This window comes from Streptomyces sp. NPDC102467 (genome assembly GCF_044765445.1).
In the GTDB taxonomy this organism is placed as follows: domain Bacteria; phylum Actinomycetota; class Actinomycetes; order Streptomycetales; family Streptomycetaceae; genus Streptomyces.
This window is the reverse complement of the sequence record NZ_JBIWKA010000017.1, coordinates 202,273-223,163: the sequence shown is the minus strand read 5'-3', so window position 1 is coordinate 223,163 and position 20,891 is coordinate 202,273. Positions and strand designations below refer to the sequence as shown.

Here is a 20,891-nt window from a genome sequence, read left to right as displayed (position 1 = left end):
GCTCCCCTGTTCCGGCGAGGCTTGAAGGTACCGGCTGTAACGGGGCCGACACGCAGTGTTTGGCTACAAACGGGATATCTCACCCACGATCTGCCATGAACTGCCATCCTTTGCGGCGGCGTGCCGCCGTTGCCGTTGACGCCCTGAAGCGTTGAACCATGCGGCGAAACCCCATCTGGCATGAGTGCCACGTACGCGAAGAGCGAGGAGGGGCCGACGTGTTGGACGCCTCAGAACCCATGACGTCACAACCCGCCGAGTCGTTGTCGACGGCGCAGCACCGCCCGACCGAGGAGCACAGCGCGCAGCCGCCCGGCGCCTGCGACCTGGTGACGGTGCCGTCCCGGCAGGGCCTGGAAGCCGTCGACATCCTGCGCCGCGGCAGCGCGGAGCCGGTCGGCCCGGTGCTGCACGACGGCGGTGGCGACACCCTCGGCTTCCTCGTACCGCCCGGCACCGCCGACGGCTGGGACGTCCCGGGCAGCGCCTGTACGCAGACCCAGGGCCGGGGCCTCTCGCTCGCCCCACCCGTCGAGGGCACCGGCTGGCTGCTGCCGCCCGCCCCCGACGGATCGCAGGACGCCGACCTGGTCACCGACCCGGCCGTGCTGCGCGCCGCCCTCGACGAGGCGGCCCGCCTGATCGAGGCCGCCGACAACTGCCGCTGAGCCGATCCGCCGCCCGCCCCGGATAATGGCCGGATGGCGAGGTCACGAGGGAACCAGGGGCGCAAGGGTGACAGGGACGGCAGAGGGGCCCGGGAGTCCGTCGTGCGATGCGTCGACGGCGGACTCGCCGAGCTGATACCCGACCGGGACCGGCCGGCCGGCTGGACGCTGCTCCTGGACGGCGCCCCGCAGTCGCACGTCGACCTCGCCGATCCGGCGCACCTCTCCTTCGAGTACCAGCGCCGCATCGGCCACGTCATCGACCTGGCCGCGGACCCGGGCCGCCCTGTCCAGGCCGTGCACCTCGGCGGCGGCGCCTTCACCCTGGCGCGCTACGTCGCCGCGACCCGGCCGCGCGCCACGCAGCAGGTCGTGGAGAGCGACGGCCCGCTGGTGCAACTCGTGCGGACGGAGCTGCCGTTGGAGCCCGGCTCCCGCATCCGGGTCCGTACCGCCGACGCGCGTGAAGCCCTCGGCAAGCTGCCCGACGCCTGGGCCGACGTCCTCGTGGCGGACGTGTTCAGCGGGGCCCGCACCCCGGGCCACCTCACCACCACCGAGTTCCTCACCGAGGTACGCCGCGTGCTGCGGCCCGCCGGTACGTACGTCGCCAACCTCGCCGACGGCCCGCCGCTCGCCTATCTGCGCGCCCAGATCGCCACCGCCGCGGCCGTCTTCCCCGAACTGGCCCTGATCGCCGACCCCACGGTGCTGCGCGGCAAACGCTTCGGCAACGCGGTCCTGGTGGCGTCCGCGCTGCCCCTGCCGGTGGCCGAACTGACCCGGCGCGCGGCAAGCGACCCGCATCCCGGGCGGGTGGAGCACGGCCGCGCGCTGCTGGATTTCGCGGGCGGCGCCGCAGCGGTCACGGATGCCTCGGCGAAGGCGTCCCCGGCGCCGCCGCCCTCCGTGTTCCGCTGAGCGCACGCGCCGCGGAAGCGGCTCAGTACGTGGCGATCTCCACGCTCGGCCGGTGATCGTGCCACGTGCAGAACGCCGACACCTTCTGGTCCCCGGACGTGAACTCGACCCGGATCCACGTCGATTGCTTCCACACCTGCACCGACCATCCGGTGCTCGGCGTCGCCGACACCAGCGTCGCCTCCGTCTCCCCGAGGTCGAAGACGGCACGGCCCCCGGCCGTCGCGTAACTCTTCACGTCACCGGAGGACGCGGAGCCGGGCGGCGACGTGCCGGGCCGGTGCGTCGACGACGGGGTCCGGCTCGGCGCCGGCGGCTTCGACGAGGGTTTCGCCGACGACCGGGACGACGTCGCGGACGGTGCGGGCTCGGGCCGATGGGTGGAGGAGGCGAGCGGGGACGCCGAGTCGGACGCGTCGGCGGCGGCCACCGGCAGCGCCCGCGGCGGGTCGTACGCCGTGCCGGACATCACCGTGTGCACGCCCCACCACGACAGGGTCACCGCGGCCCCCGTCGCGAGCAGCCACGCCACCGTGTGCACAAGGCCCCGTCGCATGGGGCGCGGGGCCCGGGGGACGTCCGGGGTCTCGGATGGCGGTGGTGGCGTCGGTTGCATCGCGGGCCATACTGCACCACGCCCGCCACCCCTGTCCCGTAGAGCCCGAGGTCACCCGGCAGGAGGGCCCGATCGCACGGATGGCGTACGGTGCCGCCCATGGCAAGTGTGCTCGTGGTCGAGGACGACCAGTTCGTGCGCTCAGCCCTCATCCGGCACCTGACCGACGCCGCGCACACCGTGCGCAGCGTCGGCACGGCCCTGGAGGCGCTGCGCGAGGTCGCCCATTTCCGGTTCGACGTGGTGATCCTCGATCTCGGTCTGCCGGACCTGGACGGGGCCGAGGCGTTGAAGATGCTGCGGGGGATCACCGACGTACCCGTGATCATCGCCACGGCCCGCGACGACGAGGCCGAGATCGTCCGGCTGCTCAACGACGGCGCCGACGACTACCTGACCAAGCCCTTCTCGCCCGAGCATCTGTCCGCCCGGATGGCCGCCGTGCTGCGCCGCTCCCGCTCCAGCGCGGGCGCCGAGCCGCCGTCCCGGGTCCTGACGGTCGGCGGCCTGTCCATCGACCCGCTGCGCCGGCAGGCCGAACTGGACGGCGCCCGGCTCGACCTGACCCGCCGCGAGTTCGACCTGCTGGCCTTCCTCGCCGGACGCCCCGGCGTCGTCGTACCCCGCAAGGAACTCCTCGCCGAGGTGTGGCAGCAGAGTTACGGGGACGATCAGACCATCGACGTACATCTGTCGTGGCTGCGCAGGAAACTGGGCGAAACGGCCGCGCGCCCCCGCTATCTGCACACCCTGCGCGGTGTCGGCGTGAAGCTGGAGCCGCCTCAGCCGGAGCCCGCGCTGTGAGGTGGGCGCTGGTCAAGGTGTGCCTGGCCGTCACGACCATGGTGGTGGTGGCGTTCGCCATCCCGCTCGGGCTCGTCATCAAGGAGATGGCGCGGGACCGGGCGTTCTCGAACGCCGAGCGGACCGCCGCCGCCATCGGGCCCACCCTCTCCATCACCACGGACCGCGACGAGCTCGCCCGTGCGCTCGCCACCGCGCAGACCGGCGGCGAGGAGCGGATGTCCGTGTACGTCCCGGCCGGCGGCGGGAACCCGGCGATCCGGCTCGGCGAGCAGCGGGTGGCCGCGGAGAAGCTGAACATCAACCGGGCCAGGAGGGACGAGGTCCCCGGCGGTTACGTGTGGCTGCAGCCGATCGCGGTGAGCACCGGAAAGATCGCCGTCGTCGAGGTCTACGTCCCCGAGAGCGAGGTCAGCAATGGCGTGACGACCGCGTGGGTCGTGCTCGCGGGTGTCGGCATCGCGCTCATCATCGGCTCGGTCGCCGTGGCGGACCGGCTCGGCGTGCGGGTGGTGCAGCCCGCGCAGCGCCTGGTCGGGGCCGCGCACGAACTGGGCGAGGGCAGGCTCGGCGCGCGGGTACCGGAGGACGGGCCCACCGAACTGCGCCTGGCCGCCGTCGCGTTCAACTCCATGGCCGATCAGGTCGTACAACTCCTGGCGAACGAACGGGAGTTGGCGGCCGACCTTTCACACCGGCTGCGTACGCCGCTGACCGTGCTGCGGCTGAACGTCGCCTCGCTCGGGACCGGTACCGCCGCCGAGCAGACCCGCGTCGCCGTCGAGCAGCTGGAGCGCGAGGTCGACACCATCATCCGTACCGCGCGGGACGCCAAGCCGCAGACCGCCGCGGCGGGACCGGGCGCGGGCAGCGACGCCTCAGAGGTGATCCGCGAGCGGATGGACTTCTGGTCGGCGCTCGCCGAGGACGAGGGCCGCAAGGTGCGCGTCGCGGGGATCGACCGGCCCGTGCGGATCCCGGTCGCCCGGGGCGAGTTGGTGGCCGCTCTCGACGCGCTGCTCGGCAACGTCTTCCGGCACACCCCCGAGGGCACCGCCTTCGCGGTCGACGTACACAGCGGCGAGGACGCCGTGATCGTCCTGGTCTCCGACGCGGGGCCCGGCATCCTCGACCCGGAGGCGGCGATGGCCCGCGGCCGGGGCTCGGGCAGCGACGGCTCGACCGGGCTCGGCCTGGACATCGTGCGCCGCCTCGCCGAGTCGACCGGCGGCGACGTACGCATCGGCTCCTCCGTGCTCGGCGGCACCGAGGTGCGGATCTGGGTGCAGCTCGACGGGCGCGGCCCCGCGGAGGGCCGCCGGGGGCGTGGGCATCGGGGCCGCGAACGTAAAGGACTGGTCCCGACCTTTAATCGCTCCCGATCCCTTCCTTAAGCCAACCCTAAGATCCGCAAGCCGCTTCCCTCTTGCCCGAATTGACGGATTCCGGATCGCTAGCGTGCTGCCGCACCCCCAAACCCCCCGTACAGCTAAGGCAGGCACGCGATGAGCAGCACGCACCGGCGCAGGGTCAGCGGCAGGAACAAGGCGATAGGCGGCATCGTCGCGGCGGCCGTCGTGGGCGGCGGCGGGTTCCTCTTCGCGTCCAGCGCGTCGGCGGCCTCGGTCGGCGCCGCGTACACCAAGACCAGCAGCTGGTCCGGCGGCTACACCGGCCAGTACGTCATCAAGAACGACACGGACAAGGCGCAGTCCGCGTGGACGCTGGAGTTCGACCTGCCCGCGGGCGCCAAGCTCAGCTCGCTGTGGAACGCCGACTCGAAGGTGAGCGGCTCGCACGTCACCGTGAAGCCCTCCTCCTGGGACAAGGAAGGCATCGCCGCGGGCAGGTCCGTGACCGTCGGCTTCGTCGTCTCCGGTGACGCCGATCCGACCGGCTGTCTCATCAACGACGCCAAGTGCTCCGTCGACGACGGCGCGACCCCGGAGCCCAGCGGCCGCCCGACCGAGTCCGCGACGCCGTCCCCGACGGCCTCGGCGTCCCAGACCGCGAAGCCCACCGGGACGGCGAAGCCCACCGGGACGGCGACGGCGAGCCCGTCGCAGTCCTCCTCGTCCGGTACGGGTTCCACGGCTGCGGGCGCCGGTTTCGCTCCGTACGTCGACACCTCGCTGTACCCGAAGTTCGACCTGGTCGCCTCCTCCAAGGCCACCGGCGTCAAGGAGTACAACCTCGCCTTCATCACCTCCGGCGGCGACTGCGCCCCGAAGTGGGGCGGCGTGAGCGACCTCGGCAGTGATGAAGTCGCCGCGCAGATCGGTGACTTGAGGTCCGCGGGCGGCGACGTCCGCGTCTCCTTCGGCGGCGCCTCCGGCACCGAGCTGGCGCTGGCCTGCTCCTCCGCGGGCGACCTGGCGGCGGCATACCAGAAGGTCATCGACCAGTTCAAGCTCACCAAGGTCGACTTCGACATCGAGGGCGGCGCCCTGCCCGACACGGCCGCCAACACCAAGCGCGCCCAGGCCATCGCGACGCTCCAGAAGAACAACGCCGACCTGAACGTGTCCTTCACGCTCCCGGTCATGCCCGAGGGCCTCACCTCGGACGGCGTGAACTTCCTGAAGAACGCCAAGACCAACGGCGTGAAGACCGACCTGGTCAACATCATGGCGATGGACTACGGCGCCTCGTACAGCGGCGACATGGGCACCTACGCCGAGCAGGCCGCGACCGCCACGCAGGCGCAGATCAAGAGCGCGCTCGGCCTCTCCGACGCGGCCGCCTGGAAGGCCGTGGCCCTCACCCCGATGATCGGCGTCAACGACGTCTCGTCCGAGGTCTTCAAGGTCGACGACGCCACGCAGCTGGTCTCCTTCGCCAAGGAGAAGGGCCTCGGCGGCCTCTCTATGTGGTCCGCGACCCGCGACAAGCAGTGCGAGGGCGGCGCCTCGAACTCGGCGCAGCCGACCTGCAGCTCGATCGAGCAGAGCGCGAACGCGTTCCAGAAGGCGTTCGCCGCGTTCAAGTAGCCCCACCAGCGGTAGCGCACCAGCAAGCCATTGCGAACAACGGGGGTAGCAGCCCCGGCCGGCGAGCTCTACGGAGTCCCCCCACCCGGCCGGGGCTGTGCCATGTCAGGCCGTCCGTCAGCCCTTCGACGCCCGCCACTCCTCCGCGTAGTCGTTGAAGATGGCCCGCAGGTGGTGGCCGATCTTCAGGTAGTCCAGGTCGTCGAGGTTGGCGAGGGAGACGCGGACCGACCACTCCGGGCCCTCGAAGCCGCCGCCGTTCAGCAGGACCACGCCGGTCTGGCGGGCGAGGCGGAACAGGGCGTCGACGGGCTCGTACTCCCTCTCCAGGAACTGCGCGAACTCCTCGCCGTGCTCCAGCTGGGCCTGGGCCATCAGGTCCAGCTCGATGTAGTAGCCGGCGCGGTGCGGGTCATCGGCGACCTTCATCTGGGCGCCCTCCAGGAGGAGTTCGAGGCGCTGCTGGACGATCGCGCGGATGCGCAGCTTGTAGGCCTGGCCCTCCTCCAGCATGTCGAAGAGCGAGAACAGGCCCATCATGACCTGCTGGGGGAGCGAGAGGCCCGCCGTGTGGTTGAGGGCCACCTGCCGCGAGTCGGCGACGAGCCGGTCGATGAAGCGGATCTTCTCCGGCTCCAGAGTGAGCGTCCCGTACCGCTTGTTCAGGCGCTCCTTCTCCGCCGCGGGCAGCTTGGCCAGCATTTCGTCGATCACGTTGTCGTCGGCGAGACCGATGACGCCGAGCCGCCAGCCCGTGCAGCCGTAGTGCTTCGAGTACGAGTACACGAGCAGCGTGTTGCGCGGCAGGTCGGCGGCGATGGAGCGGAAGCCCTCGACGAACGTGCCGTACACGTCGTCGGTGACGATGAGCAGGTTCGGGTTGTCCGTCGCGACGATGTCCTTGATCTGGTTCGCGACGCGCTGCGACAGGGCGAGCGATGGCGGGTTGGAGGGGTTGACCAGGCAGACCAGCTTGATCTCCGGGTCCGCCAGCTTGGCGACCTCCTCCTCCGGATAGCGCCACTCGCGCACCCCCGCCTCGGCGAACATGCTGGCCTGCACGTACGTGACGTCGAACTCGTAGGTGTCCAGCTCGGGGATCTCGACGTACGGCGTGAAGACGGGGACCATCAGCGCGATCTTGTCGCCCTTGTGCAGGATGCCGTTCTTCATGAGCGAGTCGAAGATGTAGCACATGGCGGCGGTGCCGCCCTCGGTCGCGAAGTACGAGAAGTCCCCGGCCGGCGGCTTCTTGGCGAACATCTCGTCGGCGATGTAGCCGCGCACGATCTCCTGCGTGTGGTGCAGGATCCGGTCCGGCACCGGGTAGTTGTCGCCGATCGAGCTGTCGGTCAGCTCGTGCACGAAGGCGTCCTTGTCGAACCCGAAGCGCTGGATGCCGAGTTGGACGCACTGGGCGAGCAGCTCGATGCCGGGCAGATCCGGGTGGCGGCGCACGAACGTGTCGAAGCGCTCGTAGGAGCCGGCCTCCTCGGGCATGCCGCCGAGGTTGTCGGCCGTCCACACGCGCCGCGACTCGTCCAGCGCGAAGTAGCCGAGCGCGTAGAACGCCTCGCGGGGGCCCGTCGCCGTCCAGTTCGGGTTGCCGCGGCCCGCGTTGAGCATCTGGACGCTCGACTTGCCCTTCTGTCCGGGCTGATCGGCCTGCGCCTCCTTGGCCAGGTCGATGAAGACGTTCTTCAGCTCGAAGGGGGAGAGCTGGGCGTACTTCTGGATCTGCTCGCGGGTGAGGGTCGTCTTCGGCATGTCTTTCCTAACGTCCTTGAACACGTCCTTGAACGCGTGCGGGTCAGTGGTGGAGGAGGACGATCACGGCGCCCCAGATGGTCAGCAGCACGTTCCCGACGGCGTACGGGATCGTGTAGCCGAGCGTCGGCACCTGGGATCTGGACGACTCGTTGATCGCGCCGATCGCGGCGGTCGTGGTCTGGCCGCCCGCCAGAACACCCATCAGGATCGGGAAGCGGATCTTCTGGATGTAGTGGCCGACCAGGAAGCCGACGATCAGCGGGATCACCGTGGCCACCGCGCCGAAGACCAGCAGGCCCCAGCCGGCCGTCGACAGGCCGGAGGTGAAGCTGGGGCCCGCGTTGATGCCGACGACCGCGACGAACAGGCAGAGCCCGAGCGTGTCCATGAACCACTGGGCGCCGGGCGGCACGTTGCCGAACGTCGGGTACTTGCCGCGGATCCAGCCGAAGACCAGGCCCATGATGAGCGCGCCGCCCGACGTGGACAGCGAGATCGGCACGCCGCCCGCGGTCAGTGCCGGGATGCCGATGCAGCCGCCGAGGAAGATGCCGAGGCCCACCCAGATCATGTCGGTCGCGAACGAGGTGGGTACGGGCTTGCCGAGCGCCTTGCCCGCCGGGTCCACGAGGCGCTTGGGGCCGGTCAGGATGAGCGTGTCGCCGCGCTCGACCTGAGTGGAGAGCCGGTACGGGAAGTCCGCGCCGGATCGGTAGAGCTTGTCGATGTAGACGCCGACCATGAACGGCTCTTTGCGCAACTCGCCGATGCTGCGGCCGAGTTGTGCCTTCTCGGAGGCCACCACATGCAGCGTCTCCGTCTGGTAGCCGAGCAGTTCGACGTCGTCGGTCTCGGCGCCGATGTGGGTACGCGCGTCGAAGTCGACGAGCGAGCCGCGCAGCGCGCTCAGCGCCACGACGTCGCCTTCGCGCAGCACCGTCCGCTGGTCGTGGTCGAGGATCTGCCCGTCCCGGCGGACCCGCGTGAGGTAGATGCGGTGGCCGAGCTGCTGTTGCTGCTGCTCGAAGTCGTCGATGGTGCGGCCGACGATGTCCGGGCGCTGGATGGTGAAGGCGCGCAGCACGACCTCGTAGTAGCCCTCGTGGAGGTCGGGGTCGTCCTCGGGGGCGTCCAACTCCTTGGCCAGCGCTGCCGATTCGGCGGCGAGGTCCTTGCGGTACAGCTTCGGCAGGACGTTCGCGAGGAGCATCGCGCAGAGGATCGTGCCGAGGGGGTACGTCACGGCGTAGCCGATGGCGACGAGGTTCCCCTCATTCTTGGCTTGTGCCGAGGACAGCCCCGGCAGGTTGCCGATGGCGTCCTGGGCGACACCGATCACGGCGGACTGGGTCAGGGCGCCACCGAGCAGGCCGGCGCTCAGTCCTGGCCCGTAGCCGAGGATGCCCGCGAAGCCCCAGCAGACCAGCAGGCCGGTGACGCAGACGACGATCGCGTTGACGACCTGCGGCAGGCCGTCCTTCTTCAGGCCGCGGAAGAACTGCGGGCCGACCTTGTAGCCGAGGGCGAACAGGAACATCGTGAAGAACAGGTTCTTCACGGTTCCGTCGATCGTGACCTTGAGCTGGGCGCCGAGCAGCAGCCCCGCGACCAGGCAGCCGGTGACGGCGCCGAGCGCGATGGCCTTGTAGCGCAGCTTTCCGAAGAGGAACCCGAGGGCGACCGTGATGAAGACCAGCAGCTCGGGGTGGGGCTGGAAGATGTTCCGGTTGAGGAAGTCGATCATGTTCGGGACACCTCTCAGGAACCGAGGATGCCGACGAGCACGGGGCCCGTCAGGGGGAGCAGGAAGTTGGAGAGGGCGTAGGTGATCGTGTAGCCGAGCATCGGCACCGACGACTGCGCCACCTGGGTGACGGCGGTGATCGCCGGGGTCGAACACTGCTGGCCCGCGATGGCACCGATCAGCAGCGGCGGCTCGATCTTCAGCAGCTTGCGGCCGACGACCAGCGAGACGGTGGCGGGAATCAGCACCATCGCGATCCCGGCGAACGGCAGCAGCGCCCCGTACTGCTTGAGCAGCGGCCACGCCTGGGGCCCCGACACCAGGCCCGTACAGGCGATGAAGACCGCGAGGCCCATGTCCTTGATGGTCGAGGCGGCCTGCGGCGGGAACGCGCCGAAGGTCTGGCTGCGCGAGCGGAACCAGCCGAAGAGCAGCCCCGAGATGAGGCAGCCGCCGCCGGTGCCCAGCGACATCGGGACGCTGCCGAACCGCACCACGACCTGCCCGAGAAGTGAACCCGCCGCGATGCCGAGTCCCAGGTAGATGAAGTCGGTGGAGTCGTTCTTGACGACCGAACCGAGCTTCGCGACGAGTTTGCCCAGGCCCGAGCGGGCGCCCACCAGGGTGAGGATGTCGCCGCGGTGTACGACCGTGTCGCCGTTGGCGGGCAGGTCCGTGTCGGCGCGGGTGACGTCGGTGACGTACACGCCGTCCTTGAGGAACTCGGGGTTCTCGCGCTGGATCTGGTCGATCGTCTTGCCGTCGTCGGACTTGCGCGTGATCGACACCTGGTTGGTGGCGAGCGGCGAGTCGAGCCCTGGCACACCCGGCGTCTCGGGGCCGATGAGCCGCCCCGCCTCGATGGTCTGCGCCCGGCGGCCGACCACGAGCACCAGGTCGGAGAGGGTGAGCCGCAGGCCGGGGGCGGGGGTCAGGAGCTTGCTGCCGCGTTTGACGGACTCGATGGTGACCCGCTCGCCCAGGCCGGACTCCAGGTCGCCGACGGTCCGCCCGTCGGCGGTCGTCACCAGGAAGGTGCGACCCACCATGCCGGGCAGCGCGGGCCGCTCGTCCGACTCCAGGCTGCCGCTGCTGCGGGTGCGTTCCCACAGGTCGCGGGCGGCGTCGCGCAGGTTGATGCGCATCAGTATCGGCATGATCTGGCTCGTGTAGAGCACGATCGTGATCAGGCCGAAGAGGTAGCAGACGGTGTACGCGGTGGCGACGTTGCCCTGGTACTCGGTGATCTGCTGGGAGGTCAGCCCCGCCAGCTTGCCGATGGACTCGGTGGCGGTGCCGACGACCGCCGACTCGGTGGCCGCGCCGGCCAGGATGCCGGAGGCCGTGCCGACGTCGAGGTCGAACCACTTGGCGAGACCGAGGGCGATGCCGAGGACGCAGGCCAGTTCGATGCCGCACAGCACGAAGAAGCGCAGGCTCTTCTTGTTGAGGTTGCGGAAGAACTGCGGCCCGGCCATATAGCCGAGGGCGAAGATGAACAGCGCGAAGAACACCGTCTTCACGTCGTCGGACACCTGGGCCTTGGTCCAGGCGCCCAGGAGCAGCGAGACGATCAGCGTCCCGCAGATGCCGCCCAGCGTGAGCGGCCCCACGCGCAGCTTCCCGACGAGGTAGCCGAGCGCGAGGCTCACGAACAGGACGAGTTCCGGGTGGTCCTTGAGCACGCCCACGGCGGCTCAGCGAGTCTCAATAGTGACGATATGTGGCATACGCGCAAAAATAAGGGCCGGTACGTGGCCTCGCCACGCGACGTACCGGCCCTGTGAGCAGCTTTCGCGGCTCCGACGGCTACTGGTCGGCGGGCAGCCCGCCGGACCGGGCGACCTGGGAGTACCAGGTCGCGCTCGACTTCGGGGTGCGGACCTGCGTCTCGTAGTCGACGTAGACCGCGCCGAACCGCTTGCCGTACCCGTACGCCCACTCGAAGTTGTCCAGCAGCGACCACAGGAAGTAGCCGCGGACGTCGGCGCCCTCGGCGATCGCCTTGTGGATGGCGTCGAGGTGCGCGTGGAGGTAGCGGATGCGGTCGGGGTCGTGGACGCGGCCGTCGGCGTCGACGGTGTCTTCGTAGGCGGCGCCGTTCTCCGTCACGTAAAGCGGAACCCCGGGGGCCTGAGCGGTGTAATCAAGGAGAAGGTCCGTGAGGCCGGTCGGATCCACCGGCCAGTTCATCGCGGTGACTTCACCGGGCGCGTGGTGGAAGAGGACGTCGTCGGCGGCCGGCCAGGGAGAGTGGTCGCTGGCGCCGTGACCGTCGAGCCTGGGGCCGTCCTGGTCGTCGCGGGGACCGGAGACGACAGCAGGGGTGTAGTAGTTCATGCCGATGAAGTCGAGGGGGTGGTGAATGAGGTCGGTGTCCCCGTCCCGCACGAAGGACCAGTCCGTCAGGCGCGCGGTGTCGGCGATCAGGTCCTCGGGGTAGGCGCCCTTGAGCAGGGGGCCGGTGAAGACGCGGTTCGCGAGCGCGTCGATCCGGCGCTTGGCGTCCAGGTCGGCGGGCGCGTCGGTGAGTGCCCTGACCACGCTCGGGTTGAGGCTGATGCCGATCTGCGCGCGGGCCGGGAGCGTGGCACGCAGCGCCGAAGTGGCAAGGCCGTGGCCCAGGTTGAGGTGGTGGGCGGCGCGCAGTGCGGCGGCGGGATCGGTGCGGCCCGGGGCGTGCACCCCCGAGCCGTACCCCAGGAAGGCGCTGCACCAGGGCTCGTTGAGGGTCACCCAGCTCTCGACCCGGTCGCCGAGCGCCTCACCGACGAGCCCGGCGTACTCCGCGAACCGGTACGCGGTGTCGCGCTCGGGCCAGCCGCCGGCGCTCTCCAGCTCCTGGGGCAGGTCCCAGTGGTAGAGGGTCGCCATGGGCTTGATCCCGTGCGCGAGCAGCTCGTCGACGAGATTGCGGTAGAAGTCGAGGCCGCGCTGCACGGCGGGGCCGCGCCCGGTGGGCTGCACGCGCGGCCACGCCACGGAGAAGCGGTACGAGGTCAGGCCCAGGTCCGCCATGAGCGCCACGTCGTCGCGCCACCGGTGGTAGTGGTCCACGGCGATGTCGCCGGTGTCCCCGTTCGCCACCTTCCCGGGGGTGTGGCTGAACGTGTCCCAGATCGAAGGCGTCCGCCCGTCCTCCCGCACGGCGCCCTCGATCTGGTACGCGGCGGTGGCCGACCCCCAGAGGAACCCGGCGGGGAATCGGGTGAGGGGCACGGCGGTGGTGGTCGTGGGGGCGGTTCCGGTGATCCCGGCGGTGTCGATCGGGCTGGTGTTGTTCGTGGTGGTCATAGGAGCGCTCCCAAGGTGGCTGCGGAGAAGGAGAGATGACAGGGCGTCAGGGCATGGGCGTTCGGCGGTTCCGCGCGCGGGGCGGGCCGGAGGCGCCGGGCATGCCGACTCGGGGCTGGGGTGGCTCGGGGGCCGCGGTGGCTCAGCTCTTGACCGCGCCCGCCGTGATGCCGCCCACGATGTGCTTGCCGAGGAAGGCGAAGACGACCAGGAGCGGGACCGTGGAGATCAGCGCCCCGGTCAGCACGACCGCGGTGTCCACGGTGTGGTTTCCGGCGCCGAGGTTCGCCAGGGAGACCTGGAGGGTCGGCGTGCCGGTGTCGGTGAGGACGATGAAGGGCCAGAAGAAGTCGTTCCACGCCTGCACGAAGGTGAGCATCGCGAGGACGGCCATCGCGGGCCGGGCCACGGGGAAGACCACGTGCCAGATGACCCGCAGGCTGTTCGCGCCGTCCACCCGGGCCGCCTCGACGAGTTCGACCGGCAGCGCCTCGACGAGGTACTGCCGCATGAAGAACACACCGAAGGCCGCGACGAGCGACGGCGCGATGACCGCCTGCAGGGTGTCCGTCCACTGCAGGTCCGTGATGATCTGGTACAGCGGGATGACGGTGAGCTGCGGTGGCACCGTCATGGTGGCGACGACCAGGGCGAGCAGCATGTTGCGGCCCTTGAACTGCAGCTTGGCGAAGGCGAAGCCGGCCAGCGTCGCGAAGAGCACGGTGCTGGCACTGATCACACTCGCCACGACGGTGGTGTTGATCAGGGCCACGCCCATGTGGACCTGGTTCCACGCGACATCCAGGTTGTCCAGCAGGTGCGAACCGGGCAGCAGCGGCGCCGGGGCCTGCTGCACCCGCTGGCTGTCGTGGGAGGCGGCCACCACGTTCCAGTACAGCGGGAACAGGGAGACGAGTGCGGCGACGATCAGCAGGACGTAGGCGAGCGGTCCGGCCTTGCGCTGGTCGCCCGCGCCGGGTGCGAAGCGGCGGCGGCGCGTCGCGGGGGGCGCCGGGAGTTGGACGGTCATGGGTCAGCCTCCCAGCTTCGTGCGGTTGCGCCGGGCCACGAGCGCCTGGGCGGCGCCGATGAGCAGCAGGATCAGCAGCATCACCCAGGCGATGGCGGAAGCGCGGCCCAGGGAGTTGTTGGTCCAGCCGGTCTGGTACATGAGCAGCGAGAGCGTCTGGTACTGACCGCCGCTGCCGCCGCCGATACCGACACTGCCGCCGTACAGCATCGGCTCACCGAACAGCTGGGTGGCGCCGATGGTCGAGACGATGATGGTGAACAGGATCGTCGGCCGGATCGAGGGGATGGTCACGGAGGTGAACTGCCGCCAGCGGGAAGCCCCGTCGAGGGCGGCCGCTTCGTAGAGGTCGTTCGGCACGGCCTGCATGGCGGCCAGGTAGATGAGCGCGTTGTAACCGGTCCAGCGCCACGTCACGATCGTCGAAATGGCTATCTGGGAGGGCCACTTGGCCGACTCCCACTGGATCGGCCCGATCCCGAAGACGTCGAGAAACGAGTTGATCATGCCGTAGTCGGTGTTGAACAGCTGGGCGAAGACCAGCGTGGCCGCGGCGATCGAGGTGGCGTACGGGGTGAGGACGGCGATGCGCAGGAAGGCGCGTCCGCGCATCCGGGAGTTGAGCAGGTGCGCGAGGCCCAGCGCCATGAGGAGCTGCGGGACGGTCGAGATCACACCGATGGTGAACGTGTTGGACAGCGCGCGCCAGAAGAACTCGCTGTCGAGAAGGCGGCTGTAGTTGTCGAAGCCCACCCATGAGGCCTGGTCCTCGGCGCCGAGCTGGACGCTGTGCAGCGAGAGCCAGCCCGTGTAGATCAGCGGGAAGAGGCCGAAGGCCGCGAAGCAGAGGAAGAAGGGGGCGATGAAGCCGTACGGGGAGCCTTTGAGGTCCCAGCGGTAGATTCTGCTGCGCCAGTTCGAGGGGGCGGGCCGCTTGGCCGGGGCGGCGGAGGGTGGAGCGGACGGCGGGCTGCCGCCGGCGTCCGCCTTGACGGAGGTGGCCACGCGGGCTTTCCTTCCGGTTCGGTGGTGGTGCACGGATGTGGGTGGCGGGCCGTGGCGCGGTCCCGGCGCCCTGCCGAAGCGGGCGCCGGGACCACGGCTGGGGCCTGTCCTGCGGGTCGGGTCGTAGGCGCCCGGCCCGCACGGTTCTGCGCCGGTGAGCGGGTCAGGCCCCGCGCCTGCGGCAGGATCCGACGGACAGGCCCTGTCGGCCGTCCGTCACTGCTCGATCTTGTCGTCGACCAGCTTCTTGACGTTGTCCCACGCCTTGTCGGGGTCGGTGCCGCGCTGCTCGACGTCGAGGATGCCGTTGTCGGTGAGGAAGGTCTTCACCTGGCCGTCGTTGGCGCCGATCGGCGCCGGCTTGATGCCCTCCGCGATCGTGGAGTAGATCTGGCCGATCGGGGCGTCACCGTAGTAGTCGATCTTGGCGTTCTTCACGGTGCCGGAAGCCAGGCCGTCCTTGCTGGACGGGAGGTTGCCGAGCGCCGTGAAGACCTTCTCCTGCTGGGCCGCGCTGGTCAGCCAGGCGGCCAGCTCGGTGGCTTCCTTGACGTGCTTGCCGGAGGCCGGGACGCCGAGGAAGGAGCCGCCCCAGTTGCCGTTCTGCGGGGGCAGCGCGACATCCCACTTGCCGTCGTTCCCGGATCCCGCATTGCTCTGGATCTGGCCGAGCATCCAGCTCGGGCAGGTGACGGTCGCGAACTTGGTGTTCTTGAAGCCGGCGGCCCAGGTGCCCTTCTCGTCGAACTGGCGCAGCTTGGCGGTGTAGCCGTCCTGCGCGGCCTTGACGGCCAGGTCCCAGGCGGTCTTCACGCCGGGGCTGGTGTCGTAGACCAGCTTGCCCTTGGCGTCGGAGTACTGCTGGGGCTGGCTGGAGAGGACCGCGTTGAACAGGCCGCCCGCCGAGTCGGTGAAGACGGTGCCGTTCGGGGCCTTCTTCTTGTAGTCGGCCGCGACGTCGAGGAACTTCGACCAGTTCCCCTGCCAGAGCTTCGCGACCGCGTCGCGCTCCGTGGGCAGGCCGGCCTTCTTGAAGAGGTCCTTGTTGTAGCAGACGGCCATCGGGCCGATGTCGGTGCCGAAGCCGATCGTCTTGCCGTCGGACGTCGTGGCCTGCTTGGTCTTGAAGTCGAGGAAGTCCGACACGTGGGCGCTGTCGGCCTTGCCGAGGTCCTCCCACTTGCTCGCCATGACCGGACCCGTGGCCTCGGCGATGTAACCGACCTCGATGGCCTGGACGTCGGCGAGGCCGCTGTTGCGCGACATTCTCAGCTTGAGGGTGTCCCAGTACTTCTGACCGTCCGTGGTGTGTTCTTCGACGATCTTGATGTTCGGGTGCAGCTTCTCGTACGCGGCGTAGAGCTTGGCGCTGTCCTTGCCGTTGTCGAAGCCGAAGGTGCCGAACGTGCCGACGTGCAGGGTGATCTTGCCGCCGTCCGAGCCTGAGCCCGAATCGGTGTCTTCGCTGGCGCTGCACCCGGTGGCCAGGAGCGCGGCGGTGGCGAGGCCGACGGCTGAGACCAGTGTGGTGCGGCGAGCTCGGCCGCGGGAGTTGCCCGAAGTGCGCATTGCGTCCCTCCAAGTGCTTCGGTTGCTCTGACGTGCTGTGCCCCGGCCAACTGCCTACGCTGGGCCCGTTGTTCGTGCTGCGGCTCGGGCGGGGAGTGTGCGAGGTATGTAAGAACCAAGTACGGTGGGAGCGCTCCCACTCGTGATGAGTTGAAGATTCGCCTCTCATGCGATGGGTGTCAAGACGTAAGGCCGCGACAACTTGCCGCGGTTATCGGGCTGTTAGATTCCGCGTGAGACTTGGGGAGGTATGAGTCATGGCGGCTCGCGGCACTCACGGCAGGCGTCCCACCCTTGAGGAGGTCGCGGCCCGGGCAGGCGTGGGCCGGGGCACGGTCTCCCGCGTGATCAACGGATCGCCGCGGGTCAGCGACCGCACCCGCGCCGCGGTCGAGGAGGCGGTCGCCGAGCTCGGCTACGTCCCGAACACGGCGGCCCGCGCCCTCGCGGCCAACCGCACGGACTCCATCGCGGTGGTGGTTCCGGAAGCCGAGTCGAGGTTCTTCTCGGAGCCGTACTTCTCGGGCATGGTCGGCGGCGTCGGCATCGCGCTGGCCGAGTCCAACCTGCAGCTCCTGCTGACCTTCGCCCGCGGCGAGCGCGAGCAGGACCGGCTGGCCGCGTACCTCGCCGCCCACCGCGTCGACGGCGTCCTGCTCGTCTCCGTGCACGCCGACGACCCCCTCGCGGACCGCCTGCTGCAGATGGACATCCCGACGGTGATCAGCGGCCCCCGCTCCGCCGACGAGCCGCTGCCCTCGGTCGACACCGACAACTACGCGGGCGCCCGTTCCGCCGTGGAACACCTGACGTCCCGCGGCCGCCGCTCCGTCGCCATCATCACGGGCCCGCTCGACGTGTACGGCGCCCAGCGCCGTCTCGTCGGCTACGAGGCCCAGCTGGCCGCCGACGGCATCGCGTACGACGAGAAACTGGTGGCCTACGGCGACTTCACCGAGGAGGGCGGCCGCAGCTGCATGGCCGAGCTCCTGGAGCGCAGCCCCGGCCTCGACGCGGTCTTCGCCTGCTCCGACCTGATGGCCTCGGGCGCCCGCCAGGTGCTGCGCGAGGCCGGCCGCCGCATCCCGGACGACGTCGCCCTGGTCGGCTTCGACGACTCGGTGATCGCCCGCCACATGGAGCCGGGCCTGACCAGCGTGCGCCAGCCCACCCGCGACATGGGCCGGGCGATGACGAAGCTGCTCCTGGACGAGATCGCGCTCGCCGCCGACGGCAAGCGCTCCTCGGTGCGCCGGGGCACCGAGCGTCATGTGGTGCTGCCGACCGAGCTGGTCGTACGCGGCTCGTCGTGAGGCGCGGGGCCCGGGGCCCGCGGCGGCCCGGGGCGGGAACGCCGAAGGCCCCGGTTCTCGCGAACCGGGGCCTTCGATCATTCAGGGTGAGTGACGGGACTTGAACCCGCGGCCACCTGGACCACAACCAGGTGCTCTACCAACTGAGCTACACCCACCATGTCCGGTCTTTTGTCGTTCTTCCGACCGGCCGAGAAAAAGTGTACAGGGTCCGAAGGGGTGCTCGCGCACTCCTTTTCCGGACCCCGTACGGGTGGACGTGGGACGGGTTACTCCGTGGGCAGGACGTACTTCGCCGCGATCGATTTCGCGGTGTCGGAGTCGGGCCCGGGCTGCGGGACGAAGATCGCCTCACGGTAGTAGCGCAGCTCGGCGATGGACTCGCGGATGTCGGCGAGTGCCCGGTGGTTGCCGTTCTTCTCCGGACTGTTGAAGTACGCCCTCGGGTACCAGCGCCGGGCCAGTTCCTTGACCGAGGACACATCGACGATCCGGTAGTGGAGGTACTCCTCCAGTGTCGGCATGTCACGCAGCAGGAAACCGCGGTCTGTACCGACCGAGTTCCCGCAGAGCGGGGCCTTGCCCGCATCCTTGACGTGCTCACGTACATAGGAGAGGACCTGCTCCTCGGCGTCGGCGAGCGTCGTTCCGCCCGCCAGTTCGTCGAGGAGCCCCGAGGCGGTGTGCATGGTGCGCACCACCTCGGGCATCGTCTCCAAGGCCTCGTCCGGCGGGCGGATCACGATGTCCACACCGTCGCCGAGTACGTTCAGCTCCGAATCGGTGACCAGTGCGGCCACCTCGATGAGCGCGTCGTTCGCCAGCGAGAGACCGGTCATCTCGCAGTCGATCCACACCATGCGATCGTTCATGCGAGTAACCCTACGGGTCGGACCTTCCCGCTGGCAGACGACGGGCGTCAGCTCCTGTTTCCGTTCTCCGGCGCGCTACGGTGCCGTGCGCGGTCCGGGCACGCTCGCCCGGCCCGTCGCGTACGCGTCGGACACCGGTTTGCCGCCTTCCATGTGATGCGTAGGACCCGTCGGCATCGAGGCCGCGTGCGCGCCGAACGCGTTCGCGGCAGCGGTGCGCCGGGACTGGGCGGGCACGGGACCGGGGCCCGGAGTCTCGGGGCCCTGCACGGGGAGGATCTCCACGGGTTTCTCCGCCTTCGCGGCGCCCCCGGAATCGCCTCCCTGCGGCCTGCGCGCACGGTACGCCGCCCGGTACGCGGCCGGGGACGAGCCCAGCTGGCGCCGGAAGTGTCCGCGCAGCGCGACCGGCGAGCGGAAGCCGCAGCGTCCGGCGACCTCGTCGACCGAGTAGTCGGAGGTCTCCAGGAGCCGCTGTGCCTGCAGCACCCGCTGGGTGATCAGCCACTGCAGCGGAGCGCTTCCGGTGAGTGAGCGGAAGCGCCGGTCGAAGGTGCGGCGGCTCATATAGGCACGGGCCGCCAGCGTCTCCACGTCGAACTGTTCGTGTAAATGCTCGAGCGCCCAGGCGACGACCTCGGCCAGCGGGTCGGCGCCGATCTCCTCCGGCAGCGACCGGTCGAGATAGCGCTCCTGGCCGCCGCTGCGGCGCGGCGGGACCACCAGGCGGCGGGCGAGCGCTCCGGCCGCCTCGTTCCCGTGGTCCGTGCGCACGATGTGCAGGCACAGGTCGATGCCGGCCGCGGTGCCGGCACTCGTCAGTACGTCCCCGTCGTCCACGAAGAGCTCGCGCGGGTCCACATGGACCGACGGATAGCGCTTGGCGAGTGTCGGCGCGTACATCCAATGCGTGGTGGCCGGCCGGCCGTCGAGCAGTCCGGCCGCGGCGAGCACGAACGCGCCGGTGCACAGACCGACGATGCGCGCGCCCTCCTCATGGGCGCGACGGATCGCGTCCAACGCCTCTTCCGGTGGCGGTGAGGTGATCGACCGCCAGGCCGGCACGACGACCGTGCCTGCCCGTGAGATCGCCTCAAGGCCGTGTGGCGCGGTGAGTTCGAGTCCCCCTGTGGTGCGCAGTGGTCCCTCTTCACCGGCGCACACAAGCAACCTGTACCGCGGTACTCCCGCGTCCTGCCGGTCGATGCCGAACACGGAGAGCGGTATGGAACTCTCGAAGATGGGTCCGCCGCTGAACAGCAGCACCGCGACGATCTCTCGTCGACGGCGCCCTGACAGCTTGCGAGCCGCCGCCTCCGGCGCGGTGGTGGAGTCGTGGCTCATCCTGCTAAGCCCCCCTCGGTGCTCGCGGCTCCCTCAATATTCTGACGGGCTGTTCGCTCCTGCACGTTTCCCCTCGGTCCTGCACGAAGTCCCCCGCCGCCTTCAGATCAGACAGTCATGATCGAATCTACTGTGTTCCGTGGTGCCGTCGTGACCAGTTAAGAACCTGGCACATTGTCGACATGGCAACGTGGCGTGAAGCAGTCGATCACGAAGCGTTGCACTCACGGGCGTTGCTGGGAAGTGCGCCTCGACGCAGTGGCCGGTCCCCGTAGGGCGCGCGGGCCATCCGTGGTCCTTTCAGCCCTGCTGGAAGGGGGGTTGGGGGCAGGGTGTGACAAGGGGTAAGCCGGAAGCCGAAGTTGGCTGAAAATCTACGGAGTAGGACCCGGATCGGGGTCACTCCACCGGCGTACCGCACTCCGTCCGATGCCCGTCGCGGTGCGCTCCCGAGGCGGTTCGACCATGACGCCCACGATGACGGCAACACTGTTCACTGTGCAACTGTTCCGCGCCACGTTCGCACTGGCGCAGGAGTACGCGGCAGACCGCGGTGATCGCCGCGAGCCCCAGAGCGGCCCCCGCGGCGCCGGCCGCGGAGATGCCGTACCCGACGAGGACGAGGGGCACCACGACGCAACTGAAGGCCGCCCAGCGGACCACGTCGCTCACTCCGTCCGTCCCCGTGGGTGGCGCGTCCTCGGCGTGAGAGGTCGCGTGGGTGTGCGAAGAGGGCGTGCGGGCGGCGGCCGGAACGCTCCGGCGCGTGGTGGTGGTGCGGTGCGCGCTGGTGGGTCCGGGCACGGAGTGCTCCCTGTGTCTTCTGGTTCGGGAGTTCAACGCGCGGCCGCCTTCCCGGTCACTTGATCCGCCCCCCGACAGGACCACAAGAGTGCGCAAACCGCCTGTACGGGGCAGCAACCATTGCCATACGGGCGGGGCCTCGTGCAT

The 20,891-nt window shown here is 69.9% G+C and carries 17 protein-coding genes and 1 tRNA gene; 6 read left to right on the top strand and 12 right to left on the bottom strand.

Annotation, left to right across the window (positions count from 1 at the left end):
* Window positions 1-239: 239 nt before the first annotated feature.
* Window positions 240-668, top strand: coding sequence for a hypothetical protein (locus tag ACIREE_RS32650; RefSeq protein ID WP_404160284.1), 429 nt, complete (start codon window positions 240-242; stop codon window positions 666-668).
* 33 nt (window positions 669-701) lie between these two features.
* On the top strand, window positions 702-1,589 hold the full coding sequence (locus tag ACIREE_RS32645; RefSeq protein ID WP_404160282.1) for a spermidine synthase: 888 nt from the start codon (window positions 702-704) through the stop codon (window positions 1,587-1,589).
* Window positions 1,590-1,611: 22 nt separating this feature from the next.
* Here ACIREE_RS32645 and ACIREE_RS32640 read toward each other — a convergent pair whose 3' ends face one another.
* A complete protein-coding gene (locus ACIREE_RS32640; RefSeq protein ID WP_404160279.1) occupies window positions 1,612-2,145 on the bottom strand; it encodes a hypothetical protein in 534 nt (177 codons plus the stop codon).
* A gap of 159 nt (window positions 2,146-2,304) precedes the next feature.
* Between ACIREE_RS32640 and ACIREE_RS32635 the strand changes: the two genes are divergently transcribed.
* The 3 genes from ACIREE_RS32635 to ACIREE_RS32625 all read left to right on the top strand — a co-directional run bounded on the left by ACIREE_RS32635 (window position 2,305) and on the right by ACIREE_RS32625 (window position 5,999).
* Window positions 2,305-3,009, top strand: a complete 705-nt coding sequence (locus ACIREE_RS32635; RefSeq protein ID WP_404160277.1) for a response regulator transcription factor — start codon at window positions 2,305-2,307, stop codon at window positions 3,007-3,009.
* Window positions 3,006-4,403, top strand: a complete 1,398-nt coding sequence (locus ACIREE_RS32630) for a sensor histidine kinase (protein ID WP_404160274.1) — start codon at window positions 3,006-3,008, stop codon at window positions 4,401-4,403. Before ACIREE_RS32635 ends, ACIREE_RS32630 begins: the two co-directional genes overlap by 4 nt.
* Before the next feature lie 111 nt (window positions 4,404-4,514).
* Window positions 4,515-5,999, top strand: a complete 1,485-nt coding sequence (locus ACIREE_RS32625; RefSeq protein ID WP_404160271.1) for a cellulose binding domain-containing protein — start codon at window positions 4,515-4,517, stop codon at window positions 5,997-5,999.
* 117 nt (window positions 6,000-6,116) lie between these two features.
* Here the strand turns inward: ACIREE_RS32625 and ACIREE_RS32620 are convergent, their stop codons facing one another.
* The 7 genes from ACIREE_RS32620 to ACIREE_RS32590 all read right to left on the bottom strand — a co-directional run bounded on the left by ACIREE_RS32620 (window position 6,117) and on the right by ACIREE_RS32590 (window position 16,411).
* The gene (locus ACIREE_RS32620) at window positions 6,117-7,766 is read right to left on the bottom strand and encodes a bifunctional aspartate transaminase/aspartate 4-decarboxylase (RefSeq protein WP_404160268.1); all 1,650 of its coding nucleotides are present in this window, start codon (window positions 7,764-7,766) and stop codon (window positions 6,117-6,119) included.
* Between the two features lie 43 nt (window positions 7,767-7,809).
* Window positions 7,810-9,513, bottom strand: coding sequence for an aspartate-alanine antiporter (gene aspT / locus ACIREE_RS32615; RefSeq protein ID WP_404160265.1), 1,704 nt, complete (start codon window positions 9,511-9,513; stop codon window positions 7,810-7,812).
* Window positions 9,514-9,527: 14 nt separating this feature from the next.
* Window positions 9,528-11,204 (bottom strand): aspartate-alanine antiporter, encoded by a 1,677-nt coding sequence (aspT, locus tag ACIREE_RS32610; RefSeq protein ID WP_404160262.1) that lies wholly within the window; start codon window positions 11,202-11,204, stop codon window positions 9,528-9,530.
* 118 nt (window positions 11,205-11,322) lie between these two features.
* Entirely contained in the window at window positions 11,323-12,807 is a 1,485-nt protein-coding gene (locus ACIREE_RS32605) for a GH1 family beta-glucosidase (RefSeq protein ID WP_404160259.1), read from the bottom strand.
* A gap of 142 nt (window positions 12,808-12,949) precedes the next feature.
* Window positions 12,950-13,837, bottom strand: a complete 888-nt coding sequence (locus ACIREE_RS32600) for a carbohydrate ABC transporter permease (RefSeq protein WP_404160256.1) — start codon at window positions 13,835-13,837, stop codon at window positions 12,950-12,952.
* 3 nt (window positions 13,838-13,840) lie between these two features.
* Entirely contained in the window at window positions 13,841-14,842 is a 1,002-nt protein-coding gene (locus ACIREE_RS32595; protein WP_404160253.1) for a carbohydrate ABC transporter permease, read from the bottom strand.
* A 216-nt stretch (window positions 14,843-15,058) separates the two neighbouring features.
* Window positions 15,059-16,411, bottom strand: coding sequence for an ABC transporter substrate-binding protein (locus ACIREE_RS32590; RefSeq protein WP_404160250.1), 1,353 nt, complete (start codon window positions 16,409-16,411; stop codon window positions 15,059-15,061).
* A gap of 257 nt (window positions 16,412-16,668) precedes the next feature.
* On the opposite strand from ACIREE_RS32590, the gene ACIREE_RS32585 reads away from it, so the two are divergent.
* Complete coding sequence (locus tag ACIREE_RS32585; RefSeq protein ID WP_404160247.1) at window positions 16,669-17,724, top strand: LacI family DNA-binding transcriptional regulator; 1,056 nt, start codon at window positions 16,669-16,671, stop codon at window positions 17,722-17,724.
* An 85-nt stretch (window positions 17,725-17,809) separates the two neighbouring features.
* Here the strand turns inward: ACIREE_RS32585 and ACIREE_RS32580 are convergent.
* The 4 genes from ACIREE_RS32580 to ACIREE_RS32565 all read right to left on the bottom strand — a co-directional run bounded on the left by ACIREE_RS32580 (window position 17,810) and on the right by ACIREE_RS32565 (window position 20,744).
* Window positions 17,810-17,882 (bottom strand) — tRNA-His (locus ACIREE_RS32580).
* Between the two features lie 111 nt (window positions 17,883-17,993).
* Window positions 17,994-18,596, bottom strand: a complete 603-nt coding sequence (gene orn, locus ACIREE_RS32575; RefSeq protein ID WP_404160244.1) for an oligoribonuclease — start codon at window positions 18,594-18,596, stop codon at window positions 17,994-17,996.
* 75 nt (window positions 18,597-18,671) lie between these two features.
* The gene (locus ACIREE_RS32570) at window positions 18,672-19,940 is read right to left on the bottom strand and encodes a GlxA family transcriptional regulator (protein WP_404160241.1); all 1,269 of its coding nucleotides are present in this window, start codon (window positions 19,938-19,940) and stop codon (window positions 18,672-18,674) included.
* A gap of 399 nt (window positions 19,941-20,339) precedes the next feature.
* Entirely contained in the window at window positions 20,340-20,744 is a 405-nt protein-coding gene (locus ACIREE_RS32565) for a hypothetical protein (RefSeq protein WP_404160238.1), read from the bottom strand.
* Window positions 20,745-20,891: the final 147 nt, after the last annotated feature.